At 58.7% G+C, this 25,349-nt stretch carries 20 protein-coding genes; 7 read left to right on the forward strand and 13 right to left on the reverse strand.

Annotation, left to right across the window (positions count from 1 at the left end):
- Window positions 1–168: 168 nt before the first annotated feature.
- Complete coding sequence (locus AC1EJ1_RS04620) at window positions 169–2,634, reverse strand: ATP-dependent Clp protease ATP-binding subunit (RefSeq protein WP_285016001.1); 2,466 nt, start codon at window positions 2,632–2,634, stop codon at window positions 169–171.
- Between the two features lie 213 nt (window positions 2,635–2,847).
- On the opposite strand from AC1EJ1_RS04620, the gene AC1EJ1_RS04625 reads away from it, so the two are divergent.
- Window positions 2,848–4,005, forward strand: coding sequence for a glycerate kinase (locus AC1EJ1_RS04625; protein WP_480295412.1), 1,158 nt, complete (start codon window positions 2,848–2,850; stop codon window positions 4,003–4,005).
- On the opposite strand, the gene AC1EJ1_RS04630 is transcribed toward AC1EJ1_RS04625, so the two are convergent.
- Genes AC1EJ1_RS04630 through AC1EJ1_RS04645 form a run of 4 tightly spaced genes read right to left on the reverse strand, consistent with a single transcriptional unit; the run spans window position 3,953 to window position 6,957 of the window.
- Entirely contained in the window at window positions 3,953–4,594 is a 642-nt protein-coding gene (locus tag AC1EJ1_RS04630; protein ID WP_285015999.1) for a GNAT family N-acetyltransferase, read from the reverse strand. The two genes, AC1EJ1_RS04625 and AC1EJ1_RS04630, sit on opposite strands and share 53 nt — an antisense overlap.
- 8 nt (window positions 4,595–4,602) lie before the next feature.
- On the reverse strand, window positions 4,603–5,028 hold the full coding sequence (gene dtd / locus AC1EJ1_RS04635; protein WP_058237759.1) for a D-aminoacyl-tRNA deacylase: 426 nt from the start codon (window positions 5,026–5,028) through the stop codon (window positions 4,603–4,605).
- Window positions 5,029–5,030: 2 nt separating this feature from the next.
- On the reverse strand, window positions 5,031–6,221 hold the full coding sequence (gene ygfZ / locus AC1EJ1_RS04640; protein ID WP_480295414.1) for a CAF17-like 4Fe-4S cluster assembly/insertion protein YgfZ: 1,191 nt from the start codon (window positions 6,219–6,221) through the stop codon (window positions 5,031–5,033).
- Window positions 6,214–6,957, reverse strand: coding sequence for a heme-binding beta-barrel domain-containing protein (locus AC1EJ1_RS04645; protein WP_480295416.1), 744 nt, complete (start codon window positions 6,955–6,957; stop codon window positions 6,214–6,216). The genes ygfZ and AC1EJ1_RS04645 overlap by 8 nt, the downstream gene beginning before the upstream one ends.
- A 551-nt stretch (window positions 6,958–7,508) precedes the next feature.
- Between AC1EJ1_RS04645 and AC1EJ1_RS04650 the strand changes: the two genes are divergently transcribed.
- The 4 genes from AC1EJ1_RS04650 (at window position 7,509) to AC1EJ1_RS04665 (ending at window position 10,755) form a co-directional block, all read left to right on the forward strand.
- Entirely contained in the window at window positions 7,509–8,117 is a 609-nt protein-coding gene (locus tag AC1EJ1_RS04650; RefSeq protein ID WP_480295418.1) for a hypothetical protein, read from the forward strand.
- Between the two features lie 301 nt (window positions 8,118–8,418).
- Window positions 8,419–8,838 carry a DUF4418 family protein gene (locus tag AC1EJ1_RS04655; RefSeq protein WP_480295419.1) on the forward strand — a complete coding sequence of 140 codons (420 nt, stop codon included), beginning with the start codon at window positions 8,419–8,421 and terminating at the stop codon, window positions 8,836–8,838.
- Between the two features lie 16 nt (window positions 8,839–8,854).
- A complete protein-coding gene (locus AC1EJ1_RS04660; RefSeq protein ID WP_480295420.1) occupies window positions 8,855–10,069 on the forward strand; it encodes an ABC transporter permease in 1,215 nt (404 codons plus the stop codon).
- The gene (locus AC1EJ1_RS04665; protein WP_480295422.1) at window positions 10,069–10,755 is read left to right on the forward strand and encodes an ABC transporter ATP-binding protein; all 687 of its coding nucleotides are present in this window, start codon (window positions 10,069–10,071) and stop codon (window positions 10,753–10,755) included. The genes AC1EJ1_RS04660 and AC1EJ1_RS04665 overlap by 1 nt, the downstream gene beginning before the upstream one ends.
- 109 nt (window positions 10,756–10,864) lie before the next feature.
- Here the strand turns inward: AC1EJ1_RS04665 and AC1EJ1_RS04670 are convergent, their stop codons facing one another.
- The 5 genes from AC1EJ1_RS04670 to cysS form a co-directional block, all read right to left on the reverse strand.
- Window positions 10,865–12,142 (reverse strand): adenylosuccinate synthase, encoded by a 1,278-nt coding sequence (locus tag AC1EJ1_RS04670; RefSeq protein ID WP_480295424.1) that lies wholly within the window; start codon window positions 12,140–12,142, stop codon window positions 10,865–10,867.
- 269 nt (window positions 12,143–12,411) lie between these two features.
- Entirely contained in the window at window positions 12,412–13,782 is a 1,371-nt protein-coding gene (locus AC1EJ1_RS04675; RefSeq protein WP_480295425.1) for an MFS transporter, read from the reverse strand.
- Window positions 13,779–15,305: an alpha-N-arabinofuranosidase gene (locus AC1EJ1_RS04680; protein ID WP_480295426.1), complete on the reverse strand. Its 1,527-nt coding sequence runs from the start codon at window positions 15,303–15,305 to the stop codon at window positions 13,779–13,781. Before AC1EJ1_RS04680 ends, AC1EJ1_RS04675 begins: the two co-directional genes overlap by 4 nt.
- A gap of 387 nt (window positions 15,306–15,692) precedes the next feature.
- Window positions 15,693–16,676 carry a 23S rRNA (guanosine(2251)-2'-O)-methyltransferase RlmB gene (gene rlmB, locus AC1EJ1_RS04685; protein ID WP_058237750.1) on the reverse strand — a complete coding sequence of 328 codons (984 nt, stop codon included), beginning with the start codon at window positions 16,674–16,676 and terminating at the stop codon, window positions 15,693–15,695.
- 321 nt (window positions 16,677–16,997) lie between these two features.
- Window positions 16,998–18,479: a cysteine--tRNA ligase gene (gene cysS / locus AC1EJ1_RS04690; protein ID WP_058237749.1), complete on the reverse strand. Its 1,482-nt coding sequence runs from the start codon at window positions 18,477–18,479 to the stop codon at window positions 16,998–17,000.
- A gap of 315 nt (window positions 18,480–18,794) precedes the next feature.
- Here cysS and AC1EJ1_RS04695 point away from each other — a divergent pair, with 315 nt between their 5' ends.
- Both AC1EJ1_RS04695 and ispF read left to right on the forward strand, forming a co-directional pair.
- Entirely contained in the window at window positions 18,795–19,868 is a 1,074-nt protein-coding gene (locus AC1EJ1_RS04695) for an endonuclease domain-containing protein (RefSeq protein ID WP_480295428.1), read from the forward strand.
- Between the two features lie 851 nt (window positions 19,869–20,719).
- Window positions 20,720–21,196: a 2-C-methyl-D-erythritol 2,4-cyclodiphosphate synthase gene (ispF, locus tag AC1EJ1_RS04700; protein ID WP_480295519.1), complete on the forward strand. Its 477-nt coding sequence runs from the start codon at window positions 20,720–20,722 to the stop codon at window positions 21,194–21,196.
- A 115-nt stretch (window positions 21,197–21,311) separates the two neighbouring features.
- Here ispF and AC1EJ1_RS04705 read toward each other — a convergent pair whose 3' ends face one another.
- The 3 genes from AC1EJ1_RS04705 to AC1EJ1_RS04715 all read right to left on the reverse strand — a co-directional run bounded on the left by AC1EJ1_RS04705 (window position 21,312) and on the right by AC1EJ1_RS04715 (window position 25,338).
- Window positions 21,312–22,871 carry an RNB domain-containing ribonuclease gene (locus AC1EJ1_RS04705; RefSeq protein WP_070728096.1) on the reverse strand — a complete coding sequence of 520 codons (1,560 nt, stop codon included), beginning with the start codon at window positions 22,869–22,871 and terminating at the stop codon, window positions 21,312–21,314.
- A 63-nt stretch (window positions 22,872–22,934) separates the two neighbouring features.
- Window positions 22,935–24,383 (reverse strand): MFS transporter, encoded by a 1,449-nt coding sequence (locus tag AC1EJ1_RS04710; protein ID WP_082628655.1) that lies wholly within the window; start codon window positions 24,381–24,383, stop codon window positions 22,935–22,937.
- A 61-nt stretch (window positions 24,384–24,444) separates the two neighbouring features.
- Window positions 24,445–25,338 carry an IspD/TarI family cytidylyltransferase gene (locus tag AC1EJ1_RS04715; protein ID WP_082628654.1) on the reverse strand — a complete coding sequence of 298 codons (894 nt, stop codon included), beginning with the start codon at window positions 25,336–25,338 and terminating at the stop codon, window positions 24,445–24,447.
- Window positions 25,339–25,349 lie beyond the last annotated feature (11 nt).

The following is a 25,349-nucleotide window of genomic DNA, read 5'->3' on the forward strand; positions in this document are numbered from 1 at the left end:
ATTCTTCGGACGCTGCAGGCTGCTTCGTCCCCACGCAGCTGAAGATATTTGTCGAGGGTGGCCGCCTGGATGACCGTGACCAGTTGACGCCTGGAGCCGAACTACCGTGGCCGGTTGGCCCCTAACCACGGTAGTCAGCCGCTACACGCAGGCCATGCGACCAGGCGATCAGATCCCAGTGAACGTAAATTCACGCTGGTCGCCCTCGCCGGCAACATCGACGGTGACAACCTGACCCGGCATGATCTCACCGAACAGGATCCGCTCGGACAAGGCGTCCTCAATATCGCGCTGGATCGCGCGGCGCAGCGGCCTGGCACCCAGAACAGGGTCGTATCCGCGGTCGGCCAGCAGTTCACGCGCAGCATCGCTGATCTGCAGTTTCATATTCTGGTCCTCCATGCGCTCCGCCAGACGACCGATCATCAGGTCAACGATCTGCGTGATCTGTTCCTTCGTGAGCGGCGGGAAGACGATGACGTCGTCAACACGGTTGAGGAATTCGGGGCGGAAATGCTGCTTGAGCTCCTCATTCACCTTCGACTTCATGCGCGAGTAGTCGTGCGTGAGGTTGTCGGCGGACTGGAAGCCGGTCAGCACGCCCTTGTTGATGTCGCGCGTGCCCAGGTTGGTGGTCATGATGATCACCGTGTTCTTGAAGTCCACCTTGCGTCCCTGTGAATCGGTCAGATGACCTTCTTCCAGGATCTGCAGCAAGGAGTTGAAGATATCGGGGTGAGCCTTTTCAACCTCGTCAAACAGGACAACGGAGAACGGACGGCGACGGACCTTTTCAGTGAGCTGGCCGCCCTCGTCGTATCCAACGTACCCGGGAGGTGCACCGAACAGGCGTGATGCCGTGTGCTTCTCGGAGAACTCGCTCATATCCATCTGGATCAGCGCATCTTCATCACCGAACAGGAACTCCGCGAGCGCCTTGGCCAGCTCAGTCTTACCGACACCGGTCGGGCCGGCAAAAATGAACGAACCACCGGGGCGTTTCGGATCTTTCAGGCCCGAACGTGTGCGTCGAATCGACTGCGACAGTGCTTTGACAGCCTCTTCCTGGCCGATGACGCGCTTGTGCAGTTCGTCTTCCATCTTCAGCAGCTTGGCCGATTCGGTCTGAGTCAGCTTCACCACCGGGATGCCGGTCGACATGGCGAGCACTTCAGCGATTTCCTCTTCGGTGACCTCCGCGATTTCTTCGCGTTCGCCACCCTTCCACGCATCTTCCTTCTCGCGACGTTCCTCGCCCAGTTTCTTTTCCTCATCACGCAGGGAGGCGGCACGCTCAAAGTCCTGATCATCGATCGCGGCTTCCTTGGCCTTGCGCACATCAGCGATCTTCTCATCGATTTCACGCAGCTCGGGTGGTGCCGTCATGCGGGCGATGCGAAGGCGGGCACCGGCTTCATCCATCAGGTCGATGGCCTTGTCAGGCAGGAAACGGTCAGAAATGTAGCGGTCTGCCAGATCGGCTGCGGCGCGGATCGCCTCATCGGTGATGATGACGCGGTGATGCGCCTCGTAGCGGTCACGCAGCCCCTTCAAGATCCCAACTGTCTCATCCACAGAGGGTTCCTCGACACGCACCGGCTGGAAACGACGCTCCAACGCAGCGTCCTTTTCCACGTGCTTGCGGTACTCGTCAAGCGTGGTGGCACCGATGGTCTGGATTTCGCCGCGAGCCAGCATTGGCTTGAGCATCTGAGCGGCATCAATGGAGCCTTCAGCAGCACCGGCGCCGACCAGTGTGTGGATCTCATCGATAAACAAGATAATGTCACCGCGCGTGCGGATCTCTTTAAGGACTTTCTTCAAGCGTTCTTCGAAATCGCCGCGATAGCGCGACCCGGCGACCAGGGATCCCATATCCAGTGAGTAAATCTGGCGGTCTTTAATCGTCTCCGGCACGTCGCCATGCACGATCGCCTGAGCCAGGCCTTCGACAACAGCGGTCTTACCGACACCGGGTTCACCGATCAGCACCGGGTTGTTCTTCGTGCGACGCGACAGTACCTGCATGACGCGTTCCATCTCCGTCTTACGACCGATCACCGGATCAAGCTTGCCTTCACGTGCAGCCTGAGTCAGGTTGCGACCGAACTGCTCCAAAATAGCGGAGTTCGTCTGACCGGGGTCGCGCACAGGGTTGCCCGATACGCCCACCGCCTCGCGGTTGTCCCCATCGCTCTGGTAACCCGACAGCAGCTGGATAACGGCTTGACGCACCTGCGACAAGTCAGCTCCCAGCTTCGTCAGCACTTGAGCTGCAACGCCCTCGCCCTCTTTGAGCAAACCGAGCAGCAGGTGCTCAGTGCCAATGTAGTTGTGACCCAACTGCAGTGCTTCACGCAGCGACAGCTCAAAGATTCTCTTGGCACGCGGCGTGAACGGAATGTGACCTTCGACAGGCTTTTCGCCCTCGCCAATAATGTCGATGACCGCTTCACGCACCTGGTCGCGCTCAATGTTCATCATGTCGAGGGCTTTTGCTGCGACGCCCTCGCCCTCGGTAATGAGGCCCAGCAGCAGGTGCTCAGTGCCGATGTAGTTGTGGTTGAGGTTCCTGGCTTCGTCCTGTGCGAGGACGACGACTCGCCGAGCTCGGTCGGTGAACCGTTCGAACATGGCTCCTCCTGATGTTCACGAATGGGATGGCGCAGACACGGGTGCCTGGCGTTTTCAACTGGTTCCACCCTACGGGCTGATTGGCGCGGTCGCTTGAATGTTCACTACAGGCGAGCGGAAACACTGCCAGTTGTCTGCCTCGCGTGCGCACACAAGCACGTCAACACGCTGCCTACAATCAGAGCAAACCGCGCCGCGACAGGAAGGACTGCCATGAAAATCGTCTGCGCTCCTGACAGTTTCAAAGGGTCGATGACAGCGATGCAGGCGGCGCGTGCACTTGCCGACGGTGTTCGTGCAGTCGTCCCCGATGCGCAATGCGAGGTGGTTCCGCTGGCTGACGGCGGAGAAGGCTTCGCGCAGGCCATCGCGGATGCCCTGGGGGCGCAGTACCACATCGTCGAGGTTCACGACTCGCTCGGCCGCCCTCGTGAGGCAGGGTTCTGGACGGCAGGTGGCAGCGCGGTCATCGAAGTTGCCGAGGCTGTCGGGCTGGGATTGGTCGCGGCTTGCGACCGGCGAATTTGTTCCATGACCAGCGCTGGAGTGGGTGAGCTGATCTCGGCAGCACTGGACCTTGGTGTTGAGGAGATCCTCATCGGGCTGGGCGGGTCCGGCACGAACGACGGCGGAGCGGGAATGCTGCGCGCCTTGGGTATGAGCTTCATTGACGAGGGTGGCCGTGACGTCGACGGTTCGCCGGAGTGCCTGGGAAAGGTTCGACGCATTGACGTGTCTGGCCTGGATGGGAGGCTGAGGGATGTGCGCGTGCGCGCCGCATGCGATGTGGACAATCCGCTGTGTGGGCCTCGGGGCGCATCCGCTGTCTACGGGCCTCAAAAGGGTGCGACACCTCGCGACGTCAAGGTGCTGGATCGTGCGTTGGCAACCTTCGCGCACGCTGACCAGGCAGCGAGCGCCCATGCCGACAAGGCGGGAGCTGGAGCGGCAGGTGGGCTGGGGTTTGCGCTGTCAGCTTTCCTGGGCGCTTCGTTGGAATCAGGGGTGGATCTGGTGATGGAAGGCGTCGGGCTGGCGGAAGTGCTGCGCGGGGCTGACCTCGTGCTGACCGGCGAGGGGTCGATCGACCGGCAAAGTGTCATGGGCAAAACCATCTCCGGGCTGGCGCGTCTGGCACGCGAGGCCGGCAGCGTTCCTGTCATCGCGTGCGCCGGCAGAATTGAACAGGAGCAGGCACTGACTGATGAGCTGTTGCGATGCGGAATCATTGCCGCTGTCCCGATCGTGCCCGGGCCGTGTTCAACGGATGAAGCCATGTCATCGGGCGAAAGGAACCTGCGTGCCACCGCTTCGCGTGTCATGCGGATCTGGATGGCCCGCGCAGGCAAATCCCCATGGTGTAGCCGCTGACGGCGCCATCACTGCCTCGGTCTTCACGCAGCACCTCAAGACCATTTTTGGCATAAAAGCCGATGGCACGTGAATTGTCCGCGTCAACCCCGATGGCGATGCCGTGTGCGTGCGAGCGCGTGGTCACCGCCTCGGTGAATCTGCCAAGAAGCTGCGTACCGAGCCCACGTCCCTGCACATCGGACAGCAGGTCGATGTGAAATTCGGCCTCATAGGTGCGGCGAAGATCCGACCACATGGAATCAGGGTTGAGGCCGCGTTCAAGCAGTTCACGCTCGCCCTCTGGCCACAGCTCCGTGCCGCCGAAACGCTCGCGCAGCACCGGCACCCAGTGGTCGCGCCACCAGTCCACAAAGGAAGCAACATCGGGGACACCCACGATGTATCCACTGATGCGTGAGCCAGTATCAACCACAAACGACCAGCTCGGAGCGTAACTGACGTACGGCAGTGCGTAAATGTAGGGCAGAATTTCATCATCGGTGAGCCTGCCCCGCGCTCCCCTGCCACTGTCGGCCGTATCAATGCAGATTGAGATCAGATCAGCTGCGTCCGTTAACCGGTACGGGCGAATATGCACCTCCGCCATGGTTCCGTCTACGCCTCAACCAGCACAGTAAAGGGCCCGTCGTTGACCAGTTCAACCTCCATGTGGGCGCCAAACTGGCCGGTCGCCACTTCCAGCCCACGCTCACGCAGCCCCTGAGCCACGGCATCAATCAGCGGTTCAGCCACAGGGCCCGGCGCAGCTGCCGACCACGAGGGTCGCCGGCCTTTACGGGTACTGCCATAGAGTGTGAACTGCGAGACGACCAGGACCGCGCCGCCAATGTCGCTCACCGATTGTTCATCGTCCATGATCCGCAGCTCCGCAATTTTGCGCACCACCGTGTCGACCTGGTCGGGGCCGTCCTCGTGAGTGGCAGCGACGAGGGCGAGGATGCCGGGGCCACTGATTTCTCCGACAACTTCACCATCGACGCGCACGCATGCGCGGGTAACACGCTGAAGTACTGCTCGCACTGTTATGCCTTCCTTCCACCTGACATGTGCGGTGATCCTGCCGGCGGAATATCCAGCCGGCGCAGGTCCTTGTTCGTCAGGTCCTTGCCGGGGCGCTCATCGGGTGAATCTTCACTGCGACCGTCACGCGGCACGATGATTTCCTGCGCAGCGCTGACCCCGTCAATGTCAAAGACCGTGTCTTCTGGGACGTTGCGCGAAATGAGCGCCAGCGCAACGGGGCCAAGTTCGTAGTGCCGTGCCGCTGATGTGACCACACCCACCTGCCGGTTTCCACGCATCAGTCTGGCTCCACTTTCCGGCAGATCTCCGCGTGAGCCATCGAGTTGCAGGAAGGTCAAGCGCCTGGGCGGTTTACCAAGGTTCACCACACGTGCCACAGATTCCTGCCCGCGGTAGCAGCCTTTATGCAGATGGACGGCGGTGCGCATCCAGTCGAGTTCAGCCGGGATGGATCGAGCGTCCGTGTCCCGTCCGATAAGAGGACGCCATGCCGCAATGCGCAGTGCGTCCCAGGCAAGCATTCCGGCAGGCGTCATGCCGTCGCTGTCGCCCGCCGAACTCATCATGTCGGTGATGGCGCCGTCGCCCTCGACAATGTGGAGGTGGAAACGCGTGTCAGATCCCGGGTGCTTGCTGCCTGCAAAGTAACGCGTGCCGCCTTCCACGACTCCTGGCCACGGGTCATCCCACGTGAACAGGTATCCCGGCAGGTTGCGTGCTGTTTTAGCAAGCGGATCGGTCTGGGCGTCAGAGCTGACGGTGCCGATCACGCGAATGCCGTGGCGCTCCGCCACTTCGACGCGCAGCATGAATTTCATGGACTCGAGCCACTGGGCCAGTGCGTCGACGCGGTCACGCACAGTTACCAGCCACGTCGTTTCACCGTCATCGTGGACTGCTGCGGCGTGCTCGATGCGACCGTTGGCATCCAACACCAGCAGTTCCTTTGATTCTGCAGGCGTCATGCCGTTGATGATCTGCGAAGTCATGTTCGTGAGCCATGACTGACGATCAGGCCCGCTGACGCACACGGCTGCCAGAGTGGACAGATCCGTGAAGGCCCGCGATTCAGCCAGTGCCCACTGCTCCCCGATCGGGTCGCCATAGTGGATCGGCAGGCCGACCCACTCGCCCTCACCTGCAACAGCTTTCGACCAGGTCAACAGTGGCGAATGCAGCTGATCAGTCATCGCTGTCCTGCGCATCGACGCCACCATGGTTCGCCGCAGCGTTGCTCGGCGTTCTTGCAGAATCCGATGTGGCAGCGTCCCCCTCGTCAATTCGCATGAGACGACCGGAAATCGAGGTAATCGACTCGCCTGCACCCACCATTGTGACGTCCTGAGCCCACATGAGTTCACCTGCGACCAGGCCGAACATGCGAGAGGCTTCCTCAACGGGTTGAGCGTGTGGGCTGCGTGCGATCGCGTCGGAAATCATGCGTACGCGCGGCCCCATCGACACTCCCGCCCACAGCGTCGCCAGACCTTTCTGGTCCGCGCCACTGGCAGTGAGCTCTCGGGTCTGGAACTGTCCGGGAGGGGGCAGCTCCTGCGTCGTCGGCATGACGCTGACGTACACGGTTTCCTCATTGATCAGGTCCTGTTCGACGAGGGCAGCCAGGCCTTCCTCGGTCGAGGCACTCGGGTCAAGCGACTGAACGCGCGAGCTTGCCGAGTAGATGCGGGTCACCATGCGCATCTGTGTGCCCACGGCTTCGCACGTGATCTCTTCAATGACCATCTGATCGGACACATCGTCACTGTCGGCCGAGGTGGCGGGGGTGTTCTGGTCGGATTCTCCGGACGAATCGGGGGTGGCGGGCGCCGCGTGCGATCCGGCAATCACGCCCCAGCCGCGCCACTGTCCCAGCATCCACGCCAGGGGTGCAATTTCTCGAGGAGTGTTCTCATCAAGTACAAACATGCTTCTTACTGTACGGGCCTTCACGACGATTCACGAGGGCGACCAGCAATTCTCTGGTCTTGTTCGCCATCACCGAAGCGGGCAACACTGCGCACTGCCGGCAAGGACGACACCGGCGGAACGTGGAGTTGGCAAGGTCACTGAGCGTCAGTGTGGGTGGCAATGTTAGGCTGAACGCGGCATCGGGCCGCTAAGCCCCGGGCTCCAACTATTGCCGCTACGAGCGGCCTTCGCGCCGACAGGCGCTTTCGGTCCGGTGCCACTTTCACCCCGCCTCATTTCCAGCACCTTGCGATGATCAAGGACAGATTGTTGGGGCCGGAGATATTGATGTGTGGCAGTGCGACATGGCACGGTAGTACTCAAGTACATGAAACTGATCTAGTCGTGCCACGGAGCGCATCGTGACACAACCACAGTACCCTCTGCAGGGTCCCCCTCAGTCCGGTTCACCTTTGCAGGGCGACCTTCAGCCGGGCGCTCCTCTGCAGGGCCCCTCTCAGCAGCGCCCCCGTCCAAGGAACAAAGGTGGCCTGATTGCTATCGTGCTGGTGAGCTGCGTTCTCGTGATCGCTCTGGTTGCAGCCGGCGTTCTTGTCATCACCTCACGTCACTCTGATCCACTCTCTGCAAGTGAAGCCACAGAGGCACTCCGAAATGTCGCGGTCAGTGGTATTGGCCCCGTTGATGAAGTCGAGGGCCCCATCCGCTATACCGACGTTGAGCCGCTGCAGTTCAAGAGCACTCAATGCCAGAAGCTTTTTGACAGCCTGCCGTCACCGGATTACATGAGTCACACGTCATTGATTGAGGGAGTGACCTCTGTGGCCTTCATTGAGCTGTCACTCTTTCTCAGTAAGGCCAACGCGCAGGAATTCTACAATCTCCACTTGGAGAGAAATCGGAAAGGATGCGATGGTGAGGCAATTGATGCGGCGGTCACCGGCCTGGACTTCAGAAAGGACGGCAGGGTCAGCGGCGCGCAGTACGTCACCTTCACGGCTGATCTTGCCGATCCTGATCCACATGAGACGTATACGTTTACTCGTATCGCGTGCTCCAACCTCGTGTTGGGAATCTACTTCACCAGCGCAGGCGAACCAGTAAGCGCCGAAGCGATCCATGAAACAGTGACGTCGATTATCGATGCGGTTCGATGAGGATCTGACCACCAAGCACTGACAGCCGGTTGAGCGCCGGGCACAGCAGCTCACCGTACGAGATAGAAAGATGGCTTAGTTCGAGGCCCTTTCACGTCGCCTTGCTCACTTTTTAACGGTTCGCACCACAGGTCTACACCTCCTGTGCTCTCGCCGTTGGCGCTATTCTGCGGTTTCCATCCACTCCTCACCGATTAGGTAAGGTTTGCCTTTCTTATTTTACGCTGTCATAATAACAGCGTTTCTTGCGAGACGGACTGATCCGGCAGAAGGGTCGTCGAGCACCTGTGAAAGGGTTATCATGACAAACAAATTGATCTCATCGATTCCAGCAATCCTTCTGGGACTTCTCATCGCATTCGCGCCCAAGACTTTCGCGCAGCCATGCCCTCCGATGGAAGATGGGCACTTCATGAAGTGCCACTGGTCAGCTCAGGCGGCCCTCGGCATCGGTCTGGTTATCGCAGTCATCGGCGTCATTGCGTTCTTCGTTGACACCCGCATCCAGACAGGACTGGCAATTGCAGCTGGCCTCAACGGCGCTTTGACTATCGCCATCGTCAAGGTTCTCATTGGCGGATGCATGAAGGCCGACATGCACTGCAACATGATCATGGTCCCCACGCTGATGGTTCTGGGCATCCTGACCATTGTCTACGCGGTGGTTGTGGTGTACGTCAACAGTCGCGTCAAGACAATCGCACCCGCCTCACAGAAGTAAGTTCTGAAGGCAGACCGTGACACGTCACAACCTACTGCGACGGCTACCGCTGAAGAACTTATCGAGCAGACCACTGCGCACCTTCGCGCTGATATTCATCGTCAGCGTTCTATCCGGTACCTTCTTCGGCGGTACCGTCTTGTCGTTCAACCTTAAGACCGGTCTGGCGAGTATGCAGGAACGCATGGGTGCCGACCTCATGGTTGTTCCTCAGGTTTCCCGTCCGCAGGCGGAAGCACTGCTGACCAATACCGGTTCCTCCACCTTCTACTTCATCAACAACATCGCCGAGTTGGTGGCCAAGGCCAACGGGATCGAAAAGCTCACCGCGCAGACTTATATTGCGTCGTTGACGGCAAGTTGCTGTGACGACCAGGTTCAGATCATCGGTTTCAATCCACAGACCGATTTCATTATTGAGCCTTGGGTGTCCTCGCAATACGACAAACAGCTTGCTGACGGTGACGTCATTGCAGGCTCGAAGATCAAAGTGTCTGCAAACGGTGACATCAAACTTTTCGGCCACCACTTCCCTGTCGCAGCGCAGCTCGCACCCACCGGCACCTCATTGGACAGCTCAGTGTTCGTCAATCCGGCAACCGTTCCTCAAGTCGTGAAGTACTCGGCGGAAGTGGGCCATCCGGCCATTCCGGAAGAACATGCGGGCAATGCGATCTCCGCCGTCCTGCTCACAGTCAAAGATGGAGTCGACCCGCACGAGGTGGCAGACAACATCACCAAGGCGACGGGGATGGGAAGCCTCGGCTTCGTCTATCCCGGAGGAATTACGGCGACCACCAAAGCTCACCTAAACGTGATCACGGGATATGCCTACGCATTCGTGGGCGCGGTATGGGTGCTGGGCGCGATCGTGCTGTTCGCTGTGTTCTTAACCTCGGTCAATGAGCGGAAGAAAGAATTTGCCTCGCTGCGCATCATGGGAATGCGCAAGTCCCACCTCGTTCGCGTGTACCTCACTGAATCAGCGCTGATCGGCCTGGCTGGCGGTGTGATCGGAATCGGCCTGGCTTCCCTCGTCGTTTTCCCATACAGCACGCTGATTACAGACGCCCTGGCACTGCCCTATCTTCAGATCAGCATCGCGCAAGTGTTGGGTCTGGCAGTGGGGAGCGTGTTGGCAGCCACCCTCGTCGGTATGGCAGCCTCAAGCCTGTCAGCATGGAAGTTGTCGCGAGCCGAGACGTATACGACTTTCCAGAGGGGGCAGTAATGACACTCGTGACCACTCGGGACCTCACCCGGGAATTCACGCGACGCGGCACAGTGTTCGCGGCGGTTGATCATGTGAACCTGACGGTCGATGCCGGTGAGTTCATTGCGATTGTCGGCCGGAGCGGCAATGGGAAGACCACGCTGTTAAATCTGATCGCTGGCCTGTTGGCTCCCACATCGGGTGTTGTTCTCATTGACAACAAAGCAGTCTCGCACCTCAATGACCATGAGCTATGCAATCTTCGGGCGCGCACCCTCGGTTTCATTACGCAGCACCATTCACTGCTTCCCAGCCTGAACATCCTCGACAATGTTCTGCTGCCTGGAGAGATCGCCGGCGAGGCAGACCTGGCCGGCCTTGAAGAGCGCGGCCGCGAACTGCTGGAGCGGATGGATATTGCGCCACTTGCTGACGCCTACCCCTCGGAACTGTCAGGTGGAGAACTGCGGCGGGCCAGCGTTGCGCGCGCAGTCATTAACTCCCCTGCGATCATCATTGCTGACGAACCGACCGGCGATCTTGATGCGGACAGCACGGCGCTGGTACTTGAGCTATTGCGCGACAGTGCCGCGACAGGCGCAGCGGTCATCATGGTCACGCACGACCAACAGGCTCTGAGCGCGACCGATACGACCTACACCATTGACAACGGAGTGCTGAGCGCCGGCTCGGAACACAGCTAAGCGGAAGCTCCGAGCAAAGCTGAGCTCCAATTCCATCAAAGCTGAGCGGCAGCTCGGCGCAGGGGCGCGCAGCCTCGTCGACATTCAAGCTGCGCGCACCGACTGCAGATCAGAGCGCGTGGCGCACAATGATGGCTTCGCGTCCTGCTCCCACACCGATCGAGGAGATGCGGCACTTGGACAGCTCCTCCAGGCGCAGCACGTACTCCTGAGCCTTTTGAGGCAGGTCCTCGAAGGTGCGCACGCCGGAGATGTCGTCACTCCATCCGGGCATCTCTTCATAGATGGGTGTTGCAGCCTCGAAGTCTGACTGATTCATTGGCATCTCATCCAAACGCTGCCCGTTCACCTCATAGGCCACGCACACCGGAATCGTGTCATATCCGGTCAGGACATCCAGCTTCGTCAGGCACAGGTCAGTCAACCCGTTGACGCGCGATGCGTATCGCACGACCACAGCATCGAACCATCCAGTACGACGCGGCCGCCCCGTCGTCACACCGAATTCGCCGCCGCGTTTACGCAGTTCATCACCGACTTCGTCAGTAAGCTCCGTTGGGAAAGGCCCTTCACCTACGCGCGTCGTGTACGCCTTCGCAACACCCACTACGCGGTCGATGCGGGTAGGCCCGACACCTGTTCCGGTCAGTGCGCCGCCGGCCGTCGGATTTGATGAGGTCACAAACGGGTAGGTTCCATGATCGATGTCGAGCATTGTGGCCTGGCCACCCTCGAACAAGACGGTCTTGCCATCATCCAAAGCATCGTTGACCAGCAATGACGCATCCACCACCATGGGGCGCACGCGGTCAGCGTACGACAGCAGTTCGCGCGTGACCTCCTCCGGATCGAGCGTTTCCATACCAACAGATTCAAGTAGCGGGTTCTTCTGAGCCAGGGCGCTGCGCACCTTCTGCTCAAGGGTCGGCGGATCGAACAGATCCTGAATGCGGATGCCGATGCGGTTCATCTTGTCCGCATATGTCGGCCCGATGCCTCGGCCAGTGGTGCCGATCTGCTTGTCGCCCAGCAACTTCTCACTGGCGTTGTCCACCAGGCGGTTGTAAGGCGGGATGATGTGCGCGGCCGCCGAAATCTTCAGTTTCGAGCAGTCCACACCGCGAGCGCTGATCTGTTCCATCTCATCGAAAAGAACGCTCAAGTCGACCACCACACCGTTGCCAATCAGCGGTGTGACACCTTTGGACAGGATACCTGCGGGCAGCAGGTGCAGCGCGTACTTTTCTCCGTCGACGACGACGGTATGGCCGGCGTTGTTCCCACCGTTGAACTTGACGACGACGTCGGTGCGCTGACCCAGCTGGTCAGTGGCCTTGCCCTTCCCTTCGTCGCCCCATTGTGCGCCCAAAACGATCACGGCTGGCATTCGGTTATGCTCCCCTACTTGGCGGCTCGCCTGTCTTCTTGATGGACGAGGGTGTCTCACGGTCACCTGGCTGAAACACCACCGTCCAGTCTATCGCCATTGGCGCGTTCTCATCACCAGTGTCCAGTTCGTGCGGGCAGCGCGCCGGGAAATACCCGGCGTACCCGTCAGCGCCCGACGACCGTCGAATGCACAAGTGACAATCTCACGTGATTGGGGGGCGCTTGAATGAAGCAACCCCCCAATCAACATGGTGCTAGGCGGATGTCCTAGCGCCTTTTCAGCTCCTCCATAATCATCGGAAGCTTCTTGTCGATGTCATAGAAGTAAAGAATCACCGCTTGAAGAACAAAAGTGATGATCGGAATATAAATGAATGACCACAAAATCGCACTTAACGCGCCACCACTCTGAACCGACGCAGCACCGTCGTACCCTCCCATGGCAAGAATCCAACTCATCAGAGCCGCTCCGATTCCGATACCGAGCTTCTGCGCAAAGCTACCTGAGCTGTAGAGCAAACCTTCCGAGCGAATACCCGTCTTCCACTCGCCGTACTCGATCGTATCGGGGAACAGGGCCCAGACGATTCCTAGAAGTGGAACTTGACCAACACCCTTAACGATTTGAGCCCCCATTGCAACAGCAAAGCTGGCAGGAGCAATTGCCATTACTACGAGGCCAACAACTGAGACCAAAATGCCAACCATCATCAATTTGGTCTTACCAAATCGTTTGATCAGTTCTGGCAAAAACAAGAATCCGACCATCACTGGGACTAGATATGCCCAAGTCAAAACTGAAACCAATTGCTCGTTTCCAAGAACCCACTTGCAGTAGTAAACCAATGCAGACTGATTCAGCGCGTAACCGATACTAAAGACGAGGAAAAACACTGTTGCCAGAATCCAATACTTATTGGCAAACATTGCTTTCAAACGCGCATTAAAAGGCACATTTTCGTTCCCTTCATCACGTAGCGTTCTGATCTCGCGCGTTCCTGCGACAGTGAACCAAAACAAAAGCACCGATAGACTCGTCAAGATCGCGAACGCGATGACCCATGCGCGTTGATCGTCACCAAGGCGCTTCACCAAAGGAAGGGTTACCGTCGTGACCAGCAGGAAGCCTATCTGAGCCATGAACATCCGGAAAACATTCAGCTTAGCCCGTTCATTAACGTCGCGAGTCATCAGCGCGTTAATTGTGCCGTAAGGAATACAAACGGCAGTAAAGGCAATTGTCATTAGTAGGTAGGTAACGTAAGCGTATATCAGCTTTCCCGAAATTGACGTATCAGGCACGGCGAAAAGGAGAGTTGAACAAGCAGCAAACGGTATCGCTCCGAATAACACCCACGGGCGCGCTTTCCCCCACCTTGTATCAGTCTTATCAACCAAAGCACCGACGATCACGTCCGTGACCCCGTCGAAAATTCTCCCAAACAGCATCAAGGTGCCGACCGCAGCAGCTGGAATTAGCGCAACGTCAGTGTAGAAATAAATGATGAACATTCCCAAGGCTGCCCACGTAATGTTGACAGCCATATCTCCTGCACCATATGCTATCCGGTTCCAGGTTTTTATCTCACCCTTAAAACCGTAAATCCTAGCGGAATTATTACCGATAGTTTCGGTCATTTTGCCACCTCAACTGTGACTACAGAGAAAGAGGCCGGAGGAAGTTCAAGGACGGAAGAGTCAAAGTCTTTTAGCTCCTCCATCGAAATTTCCTCCGGGTTATCAAAGGTATTAACGCTCGTTAAATTCTTTCCTACAAGCCTACGCACACTCTTGATTGCAAATTTGCTACCGCTAACTTCAATTTCAAGTGGCTCCGATTTCTCGAGGTTCGAATTCAACACGAACAGTGTCATTTCACGATTGTCAGAGTCGTACACAACGGCCGAATAGACTGATGGGATTTCCCGTCCCTTAACCAAGCTCTTAGAGCACTCTAAGCGATGAGAGAGAACCTCTCCATGGCCACGCTCGGTAAGCTCATGAAGCGGATACCAAATAGCCTGTCGAAGAATTCCCCCGTCATTCTTGGTAGTGATAGGAGCGATCGCGTTAACTAGCTGCGCAAGACAAGCAATCTCAACTCGATCAGCGTGGTTTATCAAGGTCATGCCCAAGCCAGCAAAGGTTACAGCATCAAGAAGAGAGTATTTCTCTTGAAGAATAGGCGGAGCTTCTTCCCATCTCTCTGCAGAAGTTACCTCGAGTTCTGTTGCACCAAGAAGATCACTCGGACCGTTGATTTTGAGATCTGAGAAGTTCCAAACATTCCATTCATCAAGACAAATGGGGATTTCCTTATCCTCGTCACGCTTACCCTTCACAAAATCTAAGACAGCCTCAGAGTTTTTCAGATGCTGATGCAGTTCGTGCCATGAGTGGATGAATTCTTCGGCACTACTATCGCTTCTCGATGCGTAAAAGTGAGTAGAGATGTAGTCGATATGCGGGTAGAGCTTACTCAGAACAATCTTGTCCCATTCGAGGTATTCTGGCAGCACATGATATGAACTACCACAAGCAACGAGCTTAATGTCGTGATCTACCCACCGCATCATCTTCGCCGTCTCAAGTGCTTTATCCGCATAGTTATCTGCACTAAGATGGCCGGCTTGCCAATCTCCTTCCATTTCATTTCCTAGGCACCAGTATTTGATACCGTAGGGCTCTTCATGACCATTCTGTCTGCGAAGGTCACTCCAGTATGTGCCACCAGGATGATTGCAGTATTCTACGAGCTCTGCAGCTTCCTTAGGAGTGCCGGTTCCGAGATTCACGGCTATCATCGGCTCTACGTTTGCTTTTCGCGCCCAATCAATAAAGTCATCAATTCCAAATTGATTGCTTTCTATGGTTGCCCATGCAAATTCAAGTCGTCTCGGACGCTTTTCCTTAGGTCCAATACCATCTTTCCAGTTGTAATTCGAAACGTAGTTTCCACCAGGATAGCGAACAAGGCTTATATCAAGTTCCTTTACCTCATCGATCACGTCTTGCCGCAGGCCATTGTCATCTGCGGTCGCATGATCGGGCTGATAAAGTCCCCCATAGATGCATCGGCCCAGGTGCTCGGTGAACGATCCCCATATCAATTCATTGATGTTAGCGTTCACATACTTAGGATCAACATGTAGTCGCGCCATTGAAGCCTCCCATGATTTACGAAGTGAGCTAGATTCTCGAGTCATACACTGCGGAGATCTACATTGTTCCGCCAGTGAAGTTAACGATAACATGCCCGTGCAGATAAATCCAGCAGGCCCCTCCCCTCTCGACGATCCTCGAGTTGAGGATGGATAACTACGGGATTCCGTACAGGTCTAACTACCTTTGTCAGATGAGTCCCGACTGGTCAACGATGTCGATCGCTGAATCAGCGAATCGCAAGCGAGGCGACGCATCCCCTGCCCAAGCAGCACTTCGGGACGCACTCCTGCTCAGTTGGAGATTAACCGGTATTGGTGATCTCGCCAAAAACGTACGAAGGTTATTCTAGGCAGCGACATCACCGCATAACCTCGGCGTACCTGTCAGCGAGCGTCGGCGCGCGTGGCCGCCACCTCGTACAACGCGATGCCCGTGGCAACCGACGCGTTCAAAGACTCAACGGTGGAGCTGATCGGAATCGACACGATCTGGTCGCAGGTGTCGCGCACCAGGCGTGACAGTCCAGCCCCTTCCGCACCCGTGACAATAACCAGTGGCTCGGTCGACAAGGGCAGGCGGCGGATCGACTGGTCACCCCCGCCGTCCAATCCGACCACGAAGTACCCGGCCTTTTTGGCGACACGCAGAAACTGTACAAGGTTGGACACCTGCGCAACCGGGACGCGCGCGGCTGCACCAGCGGACACCTTCCACACGGTGGCGTTCACACCTGCCGAGCGGCGCTGCGGAATCACCACGCCTCCCGCGCCAAATGCGCCAGCAGCACGCAACGTCGCACCCAGATTGTGCGGGTCCGTCACCTGGTCAAGTGCCACCACCATGGGCGGCTCACTCTGCTGAAGCAGGTCACCAAGCAGTTCGTCTGCATCCGCATAGTCGTAGGCGTCCACCTCGGCAGCTACTCCCTGATGCACGGCACCATCCGTTGCAACGTCCAGGTCGCGCCTGGTCACTTCAATCACCGGCGCTCCCAGAGAGGATGCTGTGCGGATCACGGATTCGAGTCGCTCATCGGCCGTTGTGGTCGGTGAAATGAAGACGCGCAGAATCGGCACGCCTGCCTGAGCTGCTTCGGCAACGGGGTTACGCCCACAGATCAGCTCGTGGCCTTCGGGAATCTTGATAGAGGTCCTGGAGCGGGCACGTGCCAGCGCTGCTTCCTGTTGCTCACGCTTTTCACGGGCAACTTTGCGCTTGTGGGCGGCGTGGTAGACGCGATCCTCAGCTTTCGGAGTGGGGCCCTTACCCTCCAGACCCCGGCGTGAATGGCCGCCGGTTCCTACGCGTGGCCCCTTCTTGGAGTTAGGTTTGCGGATGGCTCCACGTCGACCGTAATTACTTGCCATCTGTTGACTCCTGCCTTCTTATGCTGATCGCGGGCTTGAGCACGGCTGCACATACGGATGCTACGTGAGGTGCTCAATGGATGCTTCCAGCCGCCTCACCTGGTGATGTGGCGATTCGCGCCGTGCAAGTCCTTCACTTTATCGTACGGCCCGCCCCACATTCGAGTGCATTTTCGTGGATCCTTGCCACATTTGTGCCGCTAGGCGCCGGCGTCGCTGTGTGAACCCGCAGCACGACGCTCCGCGTGCCATCTAGTCTTGCCGTCTTAGCTGTGCCGACCAAGCTGTGCTGGCGAGAGCTGGTGTGCGCGGCGAGAAGGTTTAGTCGGCTGCCAGGTGCCAGGTCGCGCCGTCTTTGCCGTCCTCCACCGTGATGCCGGCTTCGGTCAGCGTGTCTCGCAGCTGGTCGGCTCGCGTCCAGTCTTTATCTGCTCGGGCTTGCGCACGCTCGTTCAAAATACCGGTCACAAGATTGTCGAGGGCGTCCATTGCGCCGTTTGATCCGCTGCCGTTCGTGCCTGTCGTTGCTCCAGTTTCCCCGCGAGTGGTGGCCTTCCACTGATCGGACAGGGGATCCACGCCCAGCAGATCCAGCATGGATCGCACGAGGACGTGTTCGCGGCGAATTGCCTCTGTGTCGCCGCTGGCCAGGGCCTGGTTACCGACTTTGAGGTGTTCGTAAATCACGGCGAGGGCGCCGGCGACGTTCAGGTCATCGTTCAAAGCATTGACGAACCCTTCAGGCAGATCTTTCTCCCCCAGCTGCAGTTCTTCGACGGTTGCTTCGCCTGCAGCTTCCGCACTCTTGAGAGCAAAGGTAATGAACTTTTCAGATGCCGCTTGAGCCGCCGGCAACGTGTCGGGTCCCCATTCCAAGGCTGAACGGTAATGCACTGTTGACAATGCCCAGCGCACAGCCAGAGCGGGTGCCTGCTGCGTCAGCGCATCCACGGACAGAACGTTGCCCACGGATTTCGCCATCTTCTCACCCTTAATGGTGACCCAGGCATTATGAACCCACATGCGGGCAAATCCCCATCCGGCTCCGTGTGACTGTGCCTGCTCGTTTTCGTGGTGCGGGAATCGCAGGTCAATGCCGCCCCCGTGGATGTCGAATTCTTCGCCCAGGTAACGCTTCGACATAGCCGAACATTCCAGGTGCCAACCCGGCCGCCCTCGTCCCCACGGAGAATCCCACGAGGCGGTGGCTGGTTCGCTGGGTTTGGCAGCCTTCCACAAGGCGAAGTCGCGCGGATCGCGTTTGCCTGCTTCGACATCCTGGTCGATCTGCGCGTCATCTTCCGTAGAACGCATATCGTCCAGTTTCTGACGGGTCAGCGAGCCGTAATCTTCTTGCGAATGAACGTCGAAATACACATTGCCCTGGCCGTCCACGTACGCATGTCCACGTTCAATCAGGCGCTCCACCAGCGCGATCTGGTCAGGGATGTGGGCAGTGGCGCGCGGCTCAAAGGTGGGTGGCAGCACGCCGAGGGTCGCATACGCATCGGCAAATTCGCGCTCGAATCGAGACGCCCACGCCCACCACTGCACTCCTGCTTCAGCTGATTTGGCGAGGATCTTGTCATCAATGTCGGTGATGTTGCGAATGTAGGTCACCTGCGTGCCGTTGCGGCGCAGCCAGCGGATCAGCGTGTCGAAGGCGACCGCGCTGCGCAGGTGCCCGATGTGCGGGGAGCCCTGCACGGTGGCACCGCACAGGTAAATCCCGACGTGTCCGGGGTGGACAGGCTCCAGCGGAGCCAGTGCGGCCTTCTTCGAATCGTGCAGATACAGCGTCATGCCTCTTATCGTAATGCGCCGCGCGCGCATTCCTCATCTTCGTCCTGCGATCCGCGCCCGCCCGAGGGTTGCCATATGCGCCACCGGCCCCTCTTCCGCCGACGCGCTGCAACCCACGCGCAATGGGGCTGCCCGCGCCCGTCAGTCTCTGGCCCTATCTGACTTCATCCACGCCCCGCCCTGCGCAGCCCGCCATCCACAGACTGTCGCCTCGACCTATTCTTGCGCGCGAGCTACTTCTATCCTGAGCACCGTAAATCCGACCATTGCAACCACATCTCACTTGGGTACACAGTCCAAACCAGAGGAGCACCGATGCCTGCTGTTGCATTCGACTTTGACAAGATCCTGATCCGATCATCTCGCGACAGACGCATCTCGCAAGAAAAAGCCACCTCGATGAATCTCATCGCCTTAGGAAAAGGTTTCTACGTTGCTCGATACATACTGGAGGAGCTACCCGACAAGTGGGCAGTTATCAATTTCATTAATCGGGCGCGAGCATGGATTCTCACGCGCTACCGACACAGCAAATGCATCGTAATTGGCCAAGCCGCATGCGTCGTCCACGGCATCAGCACTCTCTCCTCGCTGATAACAATCGATCTCTTGCATCCAGCGCCCCTGAATTCGACCACATCGACAAGTTTTCTGCCCCCGGTCCAGCTGTCTGAAAACGACGTTATCCCAGCGATAACCGTGCGTAGACATAACCGGCAGCTGTTAAGCGAACCGGTCACATTTCCTCATGGGATTCGTTGCTGTTCACTGAAAGACGCCGCTATTTCAACTGGAGTTCTAGACGATACGGCGAATAGCCACGTCGTCATGTGTGGAGTTCTGCGCATCCTGTCTCGCTTCGACCGGCGGGAATACGACATGTCTCGGAAGCGAGAGGATGCGGTCCGCAAAGATCTACTTTTACTCGCACGCAAATTGCCTGAACGGACTCGTAACAAGAAACACCTTTCGCACATCATCGAGGGTGCAGACGCCGCGTGTGAATCCGTTGCAGAACGACACTTGCTATGGATCATGCGCGAAGGTGGCATCACGGAGGTCTGCACGCAGATGAAAGTGCTGCATGACGGCTACACGTTCTTCACAGATTTTGGAATTCCAGACCTTCGTATCGCCATCGAGTTTGATGGGCGTTCGAAACACGGAACTGATACCGACGACATTTTCGCCAGCTTGGAAGCTCAGCAATACCGCCAGAAAAAGCTTGAGGCCGCAGGTTTCACCGTTTTGCGTTTTGTGTGGAAGGATCTGCGCTCGCCTGAACGCATCGTGGCTGAAATTCGCCTCCACATGGAGCGGGCGTACGCACGCAAAGTTCTCTTCAGCAGTTCCGCCGATCGCCAGTTTTCCTCAGCACCGCCCGGATAGTGCAGCTCTCCTCAGCAGCGGGCATACCTCCGCTTTTTCGCGCGTCGTGTCGCGCTTTGCTCTTCTCCCTGCGTCTCCGCGACCCCTTTTCTCGTGCGCTCATGCGACAAATCAGCCGCCGATGCAACACAACACCCTAGATCTTCGTGCCTGCGTTGCACATTCCCCTAAATCTTCACGGTCTTGATGCACATTCCCCTAGATTTAACGCAGAAATTGCACATACCCCTAGCTAAAGTCGGCACCCCAAAAGGACAAAACCTATTTCCGCAGGTCAGCCGTCAGTAGCTTCCGGCGGCCTCGAGCCTCACGCGTTAAATCTAGGGGATTGTGCATTTTTACAAGACTTTTTAGGGGTATGTGCACGAGGAAGGCCCAATTTCACGAGTATGTGCACCCGGCGAAGTTAAATCCAGAGTATGCGCTGGCGCCAGGGCGGAAGGGCAAACGACCGGCACCGCCCATACCTCGTGACGGCTGCAACTCATCCCGCGGGCGAGGGTGGATACTAAGCTGACCTTATGAGCACCGCGCACCGGACCAATTATTCTCGCAACGCCGCAGCAGGCAACGCGGCAGCAGGCAACGCCGCAGCAAGCAACACGGCAGCAAGTAAAGCGGCAGCAGGCAACGCGGCAGCAAGTAACGCCGCAGCAGGCAACGCGCAGACGCCGCAGGCGTGCCCATTCCGCATCGGCCACGCCATTGACGTTCACGCGTTCGCTGAGAATCCGCACCCTGGCGGCAGCCAGCCGGGACAGGCTGCAGAAAGCTCGCAGGTGCGCAGAGATGATAGCCAGCGAGGACAGACCAGTGACGCTCAGCAAGCGCGCGGAACCGACACCCAGCACATTCACGGAAGTGGCAACGAGCAGCCGCATACCGACGTCTTGATGCTGGCGTGCATGGAATGGCCAGGTGAGGCGGTGCTGGCAGGTCATTCCGATGGTGATGTGGCGGCGCATGCCATCTGCGATGCACTGTTGTCAGCCGCACACCTGGGCGACATGGGATCCAACTTCGGCACGGACCGCCCCGAGTGGAAGGGCGCATCAGGGCGCGCATTCCTCACAGAGGTCCTGCGGATGGTCACGCAGGCCGGTTTCGCCGTTGCGAATGTGAGCCTGCAGGTGGTCGGTAACCGCCCGCGAATGGCATCGCGCCTGAAGGAAGCCGAACGTACATTGTCAGATATCGTCGGCGCCCCTGTATCCGTATCGGCCACCACGACCGACGGGCTCGGGTTTACTGGACGCGGCGAAGGGCTGGCAGCGCAGGCAAGCGCACTGATCTACGCAATGTCGACGGCTCCAGGGTCTGGTTTTTGATTGACGAGGGTGGCCGCGGGCGCCGCGCGCACCGGCACAACCACAGCTGACTGTCATTCGGCAACGAGGGCATTTCTATGGGCACCGTCAGCGAGGGCACACCCTAGCGGCACCGTCAGCGCCGATCGGCCTCAGACCCATCGATGGCGAGGGCGAACTCCACCGACGGAGCGGCAGGGTCGACCTTCTCGAGCCTGACCTGCACGCGCTTGCCAGCCAAGGAAGGAGCATCCTCGATTCCCTGAATATCGACGCGTGAAATCACAGCCGGATCCGACACGATGATCTCTGCCCGCTCCTTGTTCACACTGGTGACCACCGCATCAAACAGCTCGCCTTCATGACCAGCCAGCACCATCGCCTCCAGCGCGGCAACCGCTCCGTTTTCAACGGTGCGCACTTTCTGAGTCGTCTGAGCCATGATGGTGGGCAACTCAGGCAAACGGTCACGTACCCACGTCGGCACGTCAACACCGGCGCAAATCGACAGGCACACTTCCTCACCGTAGCGGTCCACCAAACGGCGAAGCGGTGCGGTCACATGCGCATACGGCGCAGCGATCGCTCCGTGGATCGCTTCATCACCGGTGGGTGCCCCCCGGTCAAACGCCGTGTACCCCGCGCCGCGGAACAGTGTGCGCGCCTGGCTCATAAACGCCGCGTGAGCCGGCTCGGCCGAATCGAGCGATCGCACAAAGTCGGGATAGGTCTGTTCAACAGGCCATTCCAGATCCAGTGCCTCGGCCACGCGCCGCAGGCGGGTAATGTCACGGTCGGTTGCAGGCGGCATGACACGCAAAATACCGATCCCTGCCCGGCGCATCATGTCAGCCGCACACATGCCGGTCAGAAGCGAGATCTGAGCATTCCATTCTTCAACGGGCAGCGTCGCGCGGTACGTCAACTCGAACTGGCCGTCGTCGCGCTCCTCAATTTCCTGCTCAGGCGCGTTCATCGAAATACCGCCGCGTTCGATTTCACGCTGCTCACGAGCCTGACCGACGTGAGCCAAGTTGTCAATAAAGTCAGCTGGAACCACATCAGGCAGGTCGCCCTTGCCGTCGACTGCGCGCTGAACACCGTCGTAGTCCAGTTGTGCCCGCGAACGGATCACAGCCCGCTCCACGTTCGCTTTCACCACGTTGCCGTCATCGTCCAGGTCAATGGTCCACAGGCACGAGGGGCGATCCGCATCCGGAATAAGTGAGGCAGCATCATGGCACAACACATCCGGATGCAATGGCGTGACCTCATCGGGCGCGTATACGGTTGATCCACGCTCACGCACAGCATGGTCCAACGCCCCGTCAGGCCACACGAATGTTGCCAGTGAGGCGATCGCATAGTAAACGCGAAAGGTGGCTCGCCCTGCCCGCGAGGCGCTGCGCTCGCCGTCATCGTCACCGTCCAGTCGCACACACGCCACAGCCTGATCCAGATCACGGGAACCATGCGGGTCGATGGTGACGAACGGGATGTCACGCGCGTCGCGGGCACCCTCGGCAATGAAGCGCTCAACGCCGCTGGAATGCCAATGGGAGGCCGCAAGGTCAGCTTCGTGCTGCGCCTCGTCGGAAAACTCGGTGGGGATCCCGGTCTTGTCGCGCAGGTGGTTCAAGGCGAGCACGACTTGCGAGGGCGGCGCGCTGTACATGCGCAGACGTGGAGCGGACATGTATTTTCCCTTCGTTGACGAGGGCGCCTTCACCGCGCGGCTTCCAGGAACGTGCTTCCAGTATCACCCCTGTGACGGCGTGCTGTCCTGATAAATGTTCAGATGCGCGGATTCCTGGCGAATCGGAATGAGCAGCAGAAGGCCAGCCAGCAGTACCACGACGATGCCGAGAATGCCCCAGTGAGTGGCGTCCACGTCCGGTGGTGTGACGGCGCGCCCCAGTTTGATGGCCAGGTAGTACAGGGCAGGTGAGAGGAAGGAGACAGCTCGGCCGGTCGTGGCGTACAGGCCGAATACTTCGCCTTCGCGACCTGCCGGAATCATGCGCGCCAGGAAGGAGCGCGAGGCCGACTGTGCCGGGCCGACAAAGACGCACAGGATCAGACCCAGGACCCAGAAGATCGGCTTGCCGAATGAGTGGAAGAAGAACACCAGCAACCCGGAGGTCACCATGCACACCAGGGACAGGATGATGACGCGCTTGGGGCCGATCCAGTCGTCAAGCGCACCGAAGCCAATGGTTGCCAGGCCGGCGACAACGTTGGCGGCAATGGCAAAGAGGATGACTTCGGAGGCGGAAAAGCCGAACACGGACCCTGCCAGGATTGCGCCAAATGTGAACACCCCAGCCAGGCCATCGCGGAAAACAGCCGACGCGATCAGGAACATCAAGGTGTGGCGTGATGTGCGCGCCAGAGACTTCACTGTTGACCACAGCAGCTTGTAGGAATCGATCAGAGACTCATGGGTATCGCTGGTGGACACATTCTTCGGTTTGGGCGGGTTAAGGACGACCGGCAGAGAGAAGACGGCGAACCAGATGGCTGAGACCACCATTGCGACGCGAATATTCAGCCCGTTTTCACCTGTCACGCCGAACCAGCCGACTTCAGGGTTGATGAAACCGACGAAGAGGATCAGCAGCAACACGATGCCGCCGACGTATCCGAGGCCCCAGCCGAATCCGGAGATTCGTCCCATCGCTGACTTATCAGCCAGGTGGTTGAGCATCGCGTTGTAGTTGACGGAGGCGAACTCGAAGAACACGTTACCCAAGCCGAGCAGACCGATTCCCAGCCACAGCGCGCCGGTTGGGCCGAGCGAGGAATTGGGTGCCACGAAGAACATGGCGAGCATGCACAGCACCACCATGGCGGTGAACCAGCCGAGCCACACTCCCCCTTTACCGCGCCGATCAGCACGCTGCCCCGTGATGGGAGCTAGCAGAGCGATCACGATGCCGGCAAGGGTCAGTCCCAGTGACAGGTTCTCGTTGGCAACAACTTTGGGGGCGAACACCCCGTCAGTTGTCAGGTAGACAGAGAAGACGAACGTTGTTGCCACGGCGTTGAATGCGGCTGAGCCCCAGTCCCACAAAGCCCATGAGACCACTTTCTTGTTCCACAGAACCCAGTGGTGGCGTGACCCTGACGGAGGCGTGGAACCTGTCGAGTGTGACGAAGTGGAAGAAGGAGTGGGAGCATGCTCGAAGGACTGCTCGTGTTGTGACATGGGATCTCCTTATGCAAGGGTGCGGCGCGCGCCGCAGACAGATACCTGCGATTGCAAGGTATCACGCATCGGGCGCGTACCCGTGATCTAGACAGGCTTGCGCCAGGGCAATGTCCAACTCGGTGGTCACTTTGAATGCCATCGTGTCGCCCGCAATCGACATCACCGTCAGTCCCAGTGCTTCCACCAGCCCTGCATCATCGGTGGCGGCGCTCGATTCGTCGGCTGCTCTGCTGGCTCCGTACTCGTGAGCACGGCATATGACGTCCCACGTGAAGCCTTGCGGAGTTTGAACAGCGCGCAGGCGTGAGCGGTCAATACTCGGGTCGAGGGGCGATAGCGCATCGTCTCCCTCGTCGATGTGCGTGCCGGTGGCAAGCGGTTTGATCGTGTCAGTTACTGGCAAGGTTGGGATGACGGCATTGGCACCGTTTTCAATGGCTCGGGCTACGCGGCCGATGAGCGCCGGCGGTGTCAGGCAGCGCGCCGCGTCGTGGATCAGGACAGGTGTGCGCGCGTCAGGACGGAACTGTTCAAGGGATCGCAAACCTGCGGCCACAGACGCCTGACGCGACGCTCCTCCCGCGACGACTCGCACGGTGGCAGATAGGTCGGGCAGCGCGCTCCCGATGAGTTGTTCAAAATCGACGAGGGCGTCTGTCGGAGCGGTGACCGCAATGTGCGTGATTCCCGCAGCGTCAAGGCCGCGAAGGGCGCGCAGTACCATCGGTACACCGCCTACTTCGACGAGGGCTTTGGGCATGTGCCGTCCCAGTCGGGTGCCCGAGCCAGCTGCGGCCAGGACAGACAGGCGCCTCTTGACAGGTGCAGGTTCTGCTCGTGCAGATTCGGTTGACACAGATTCAGTGAGCGCAGGTTCAGCTGACACGATGCCAGCGTGGTGGGATCCAGGCGCCTGCAATGGCGTCGTTGACTGGGATCGCAGCTGGCTCATGTCAGGATGGT

Source organism: Pauljensenia sp. C0170B4 (assembly GCF_056590235.1).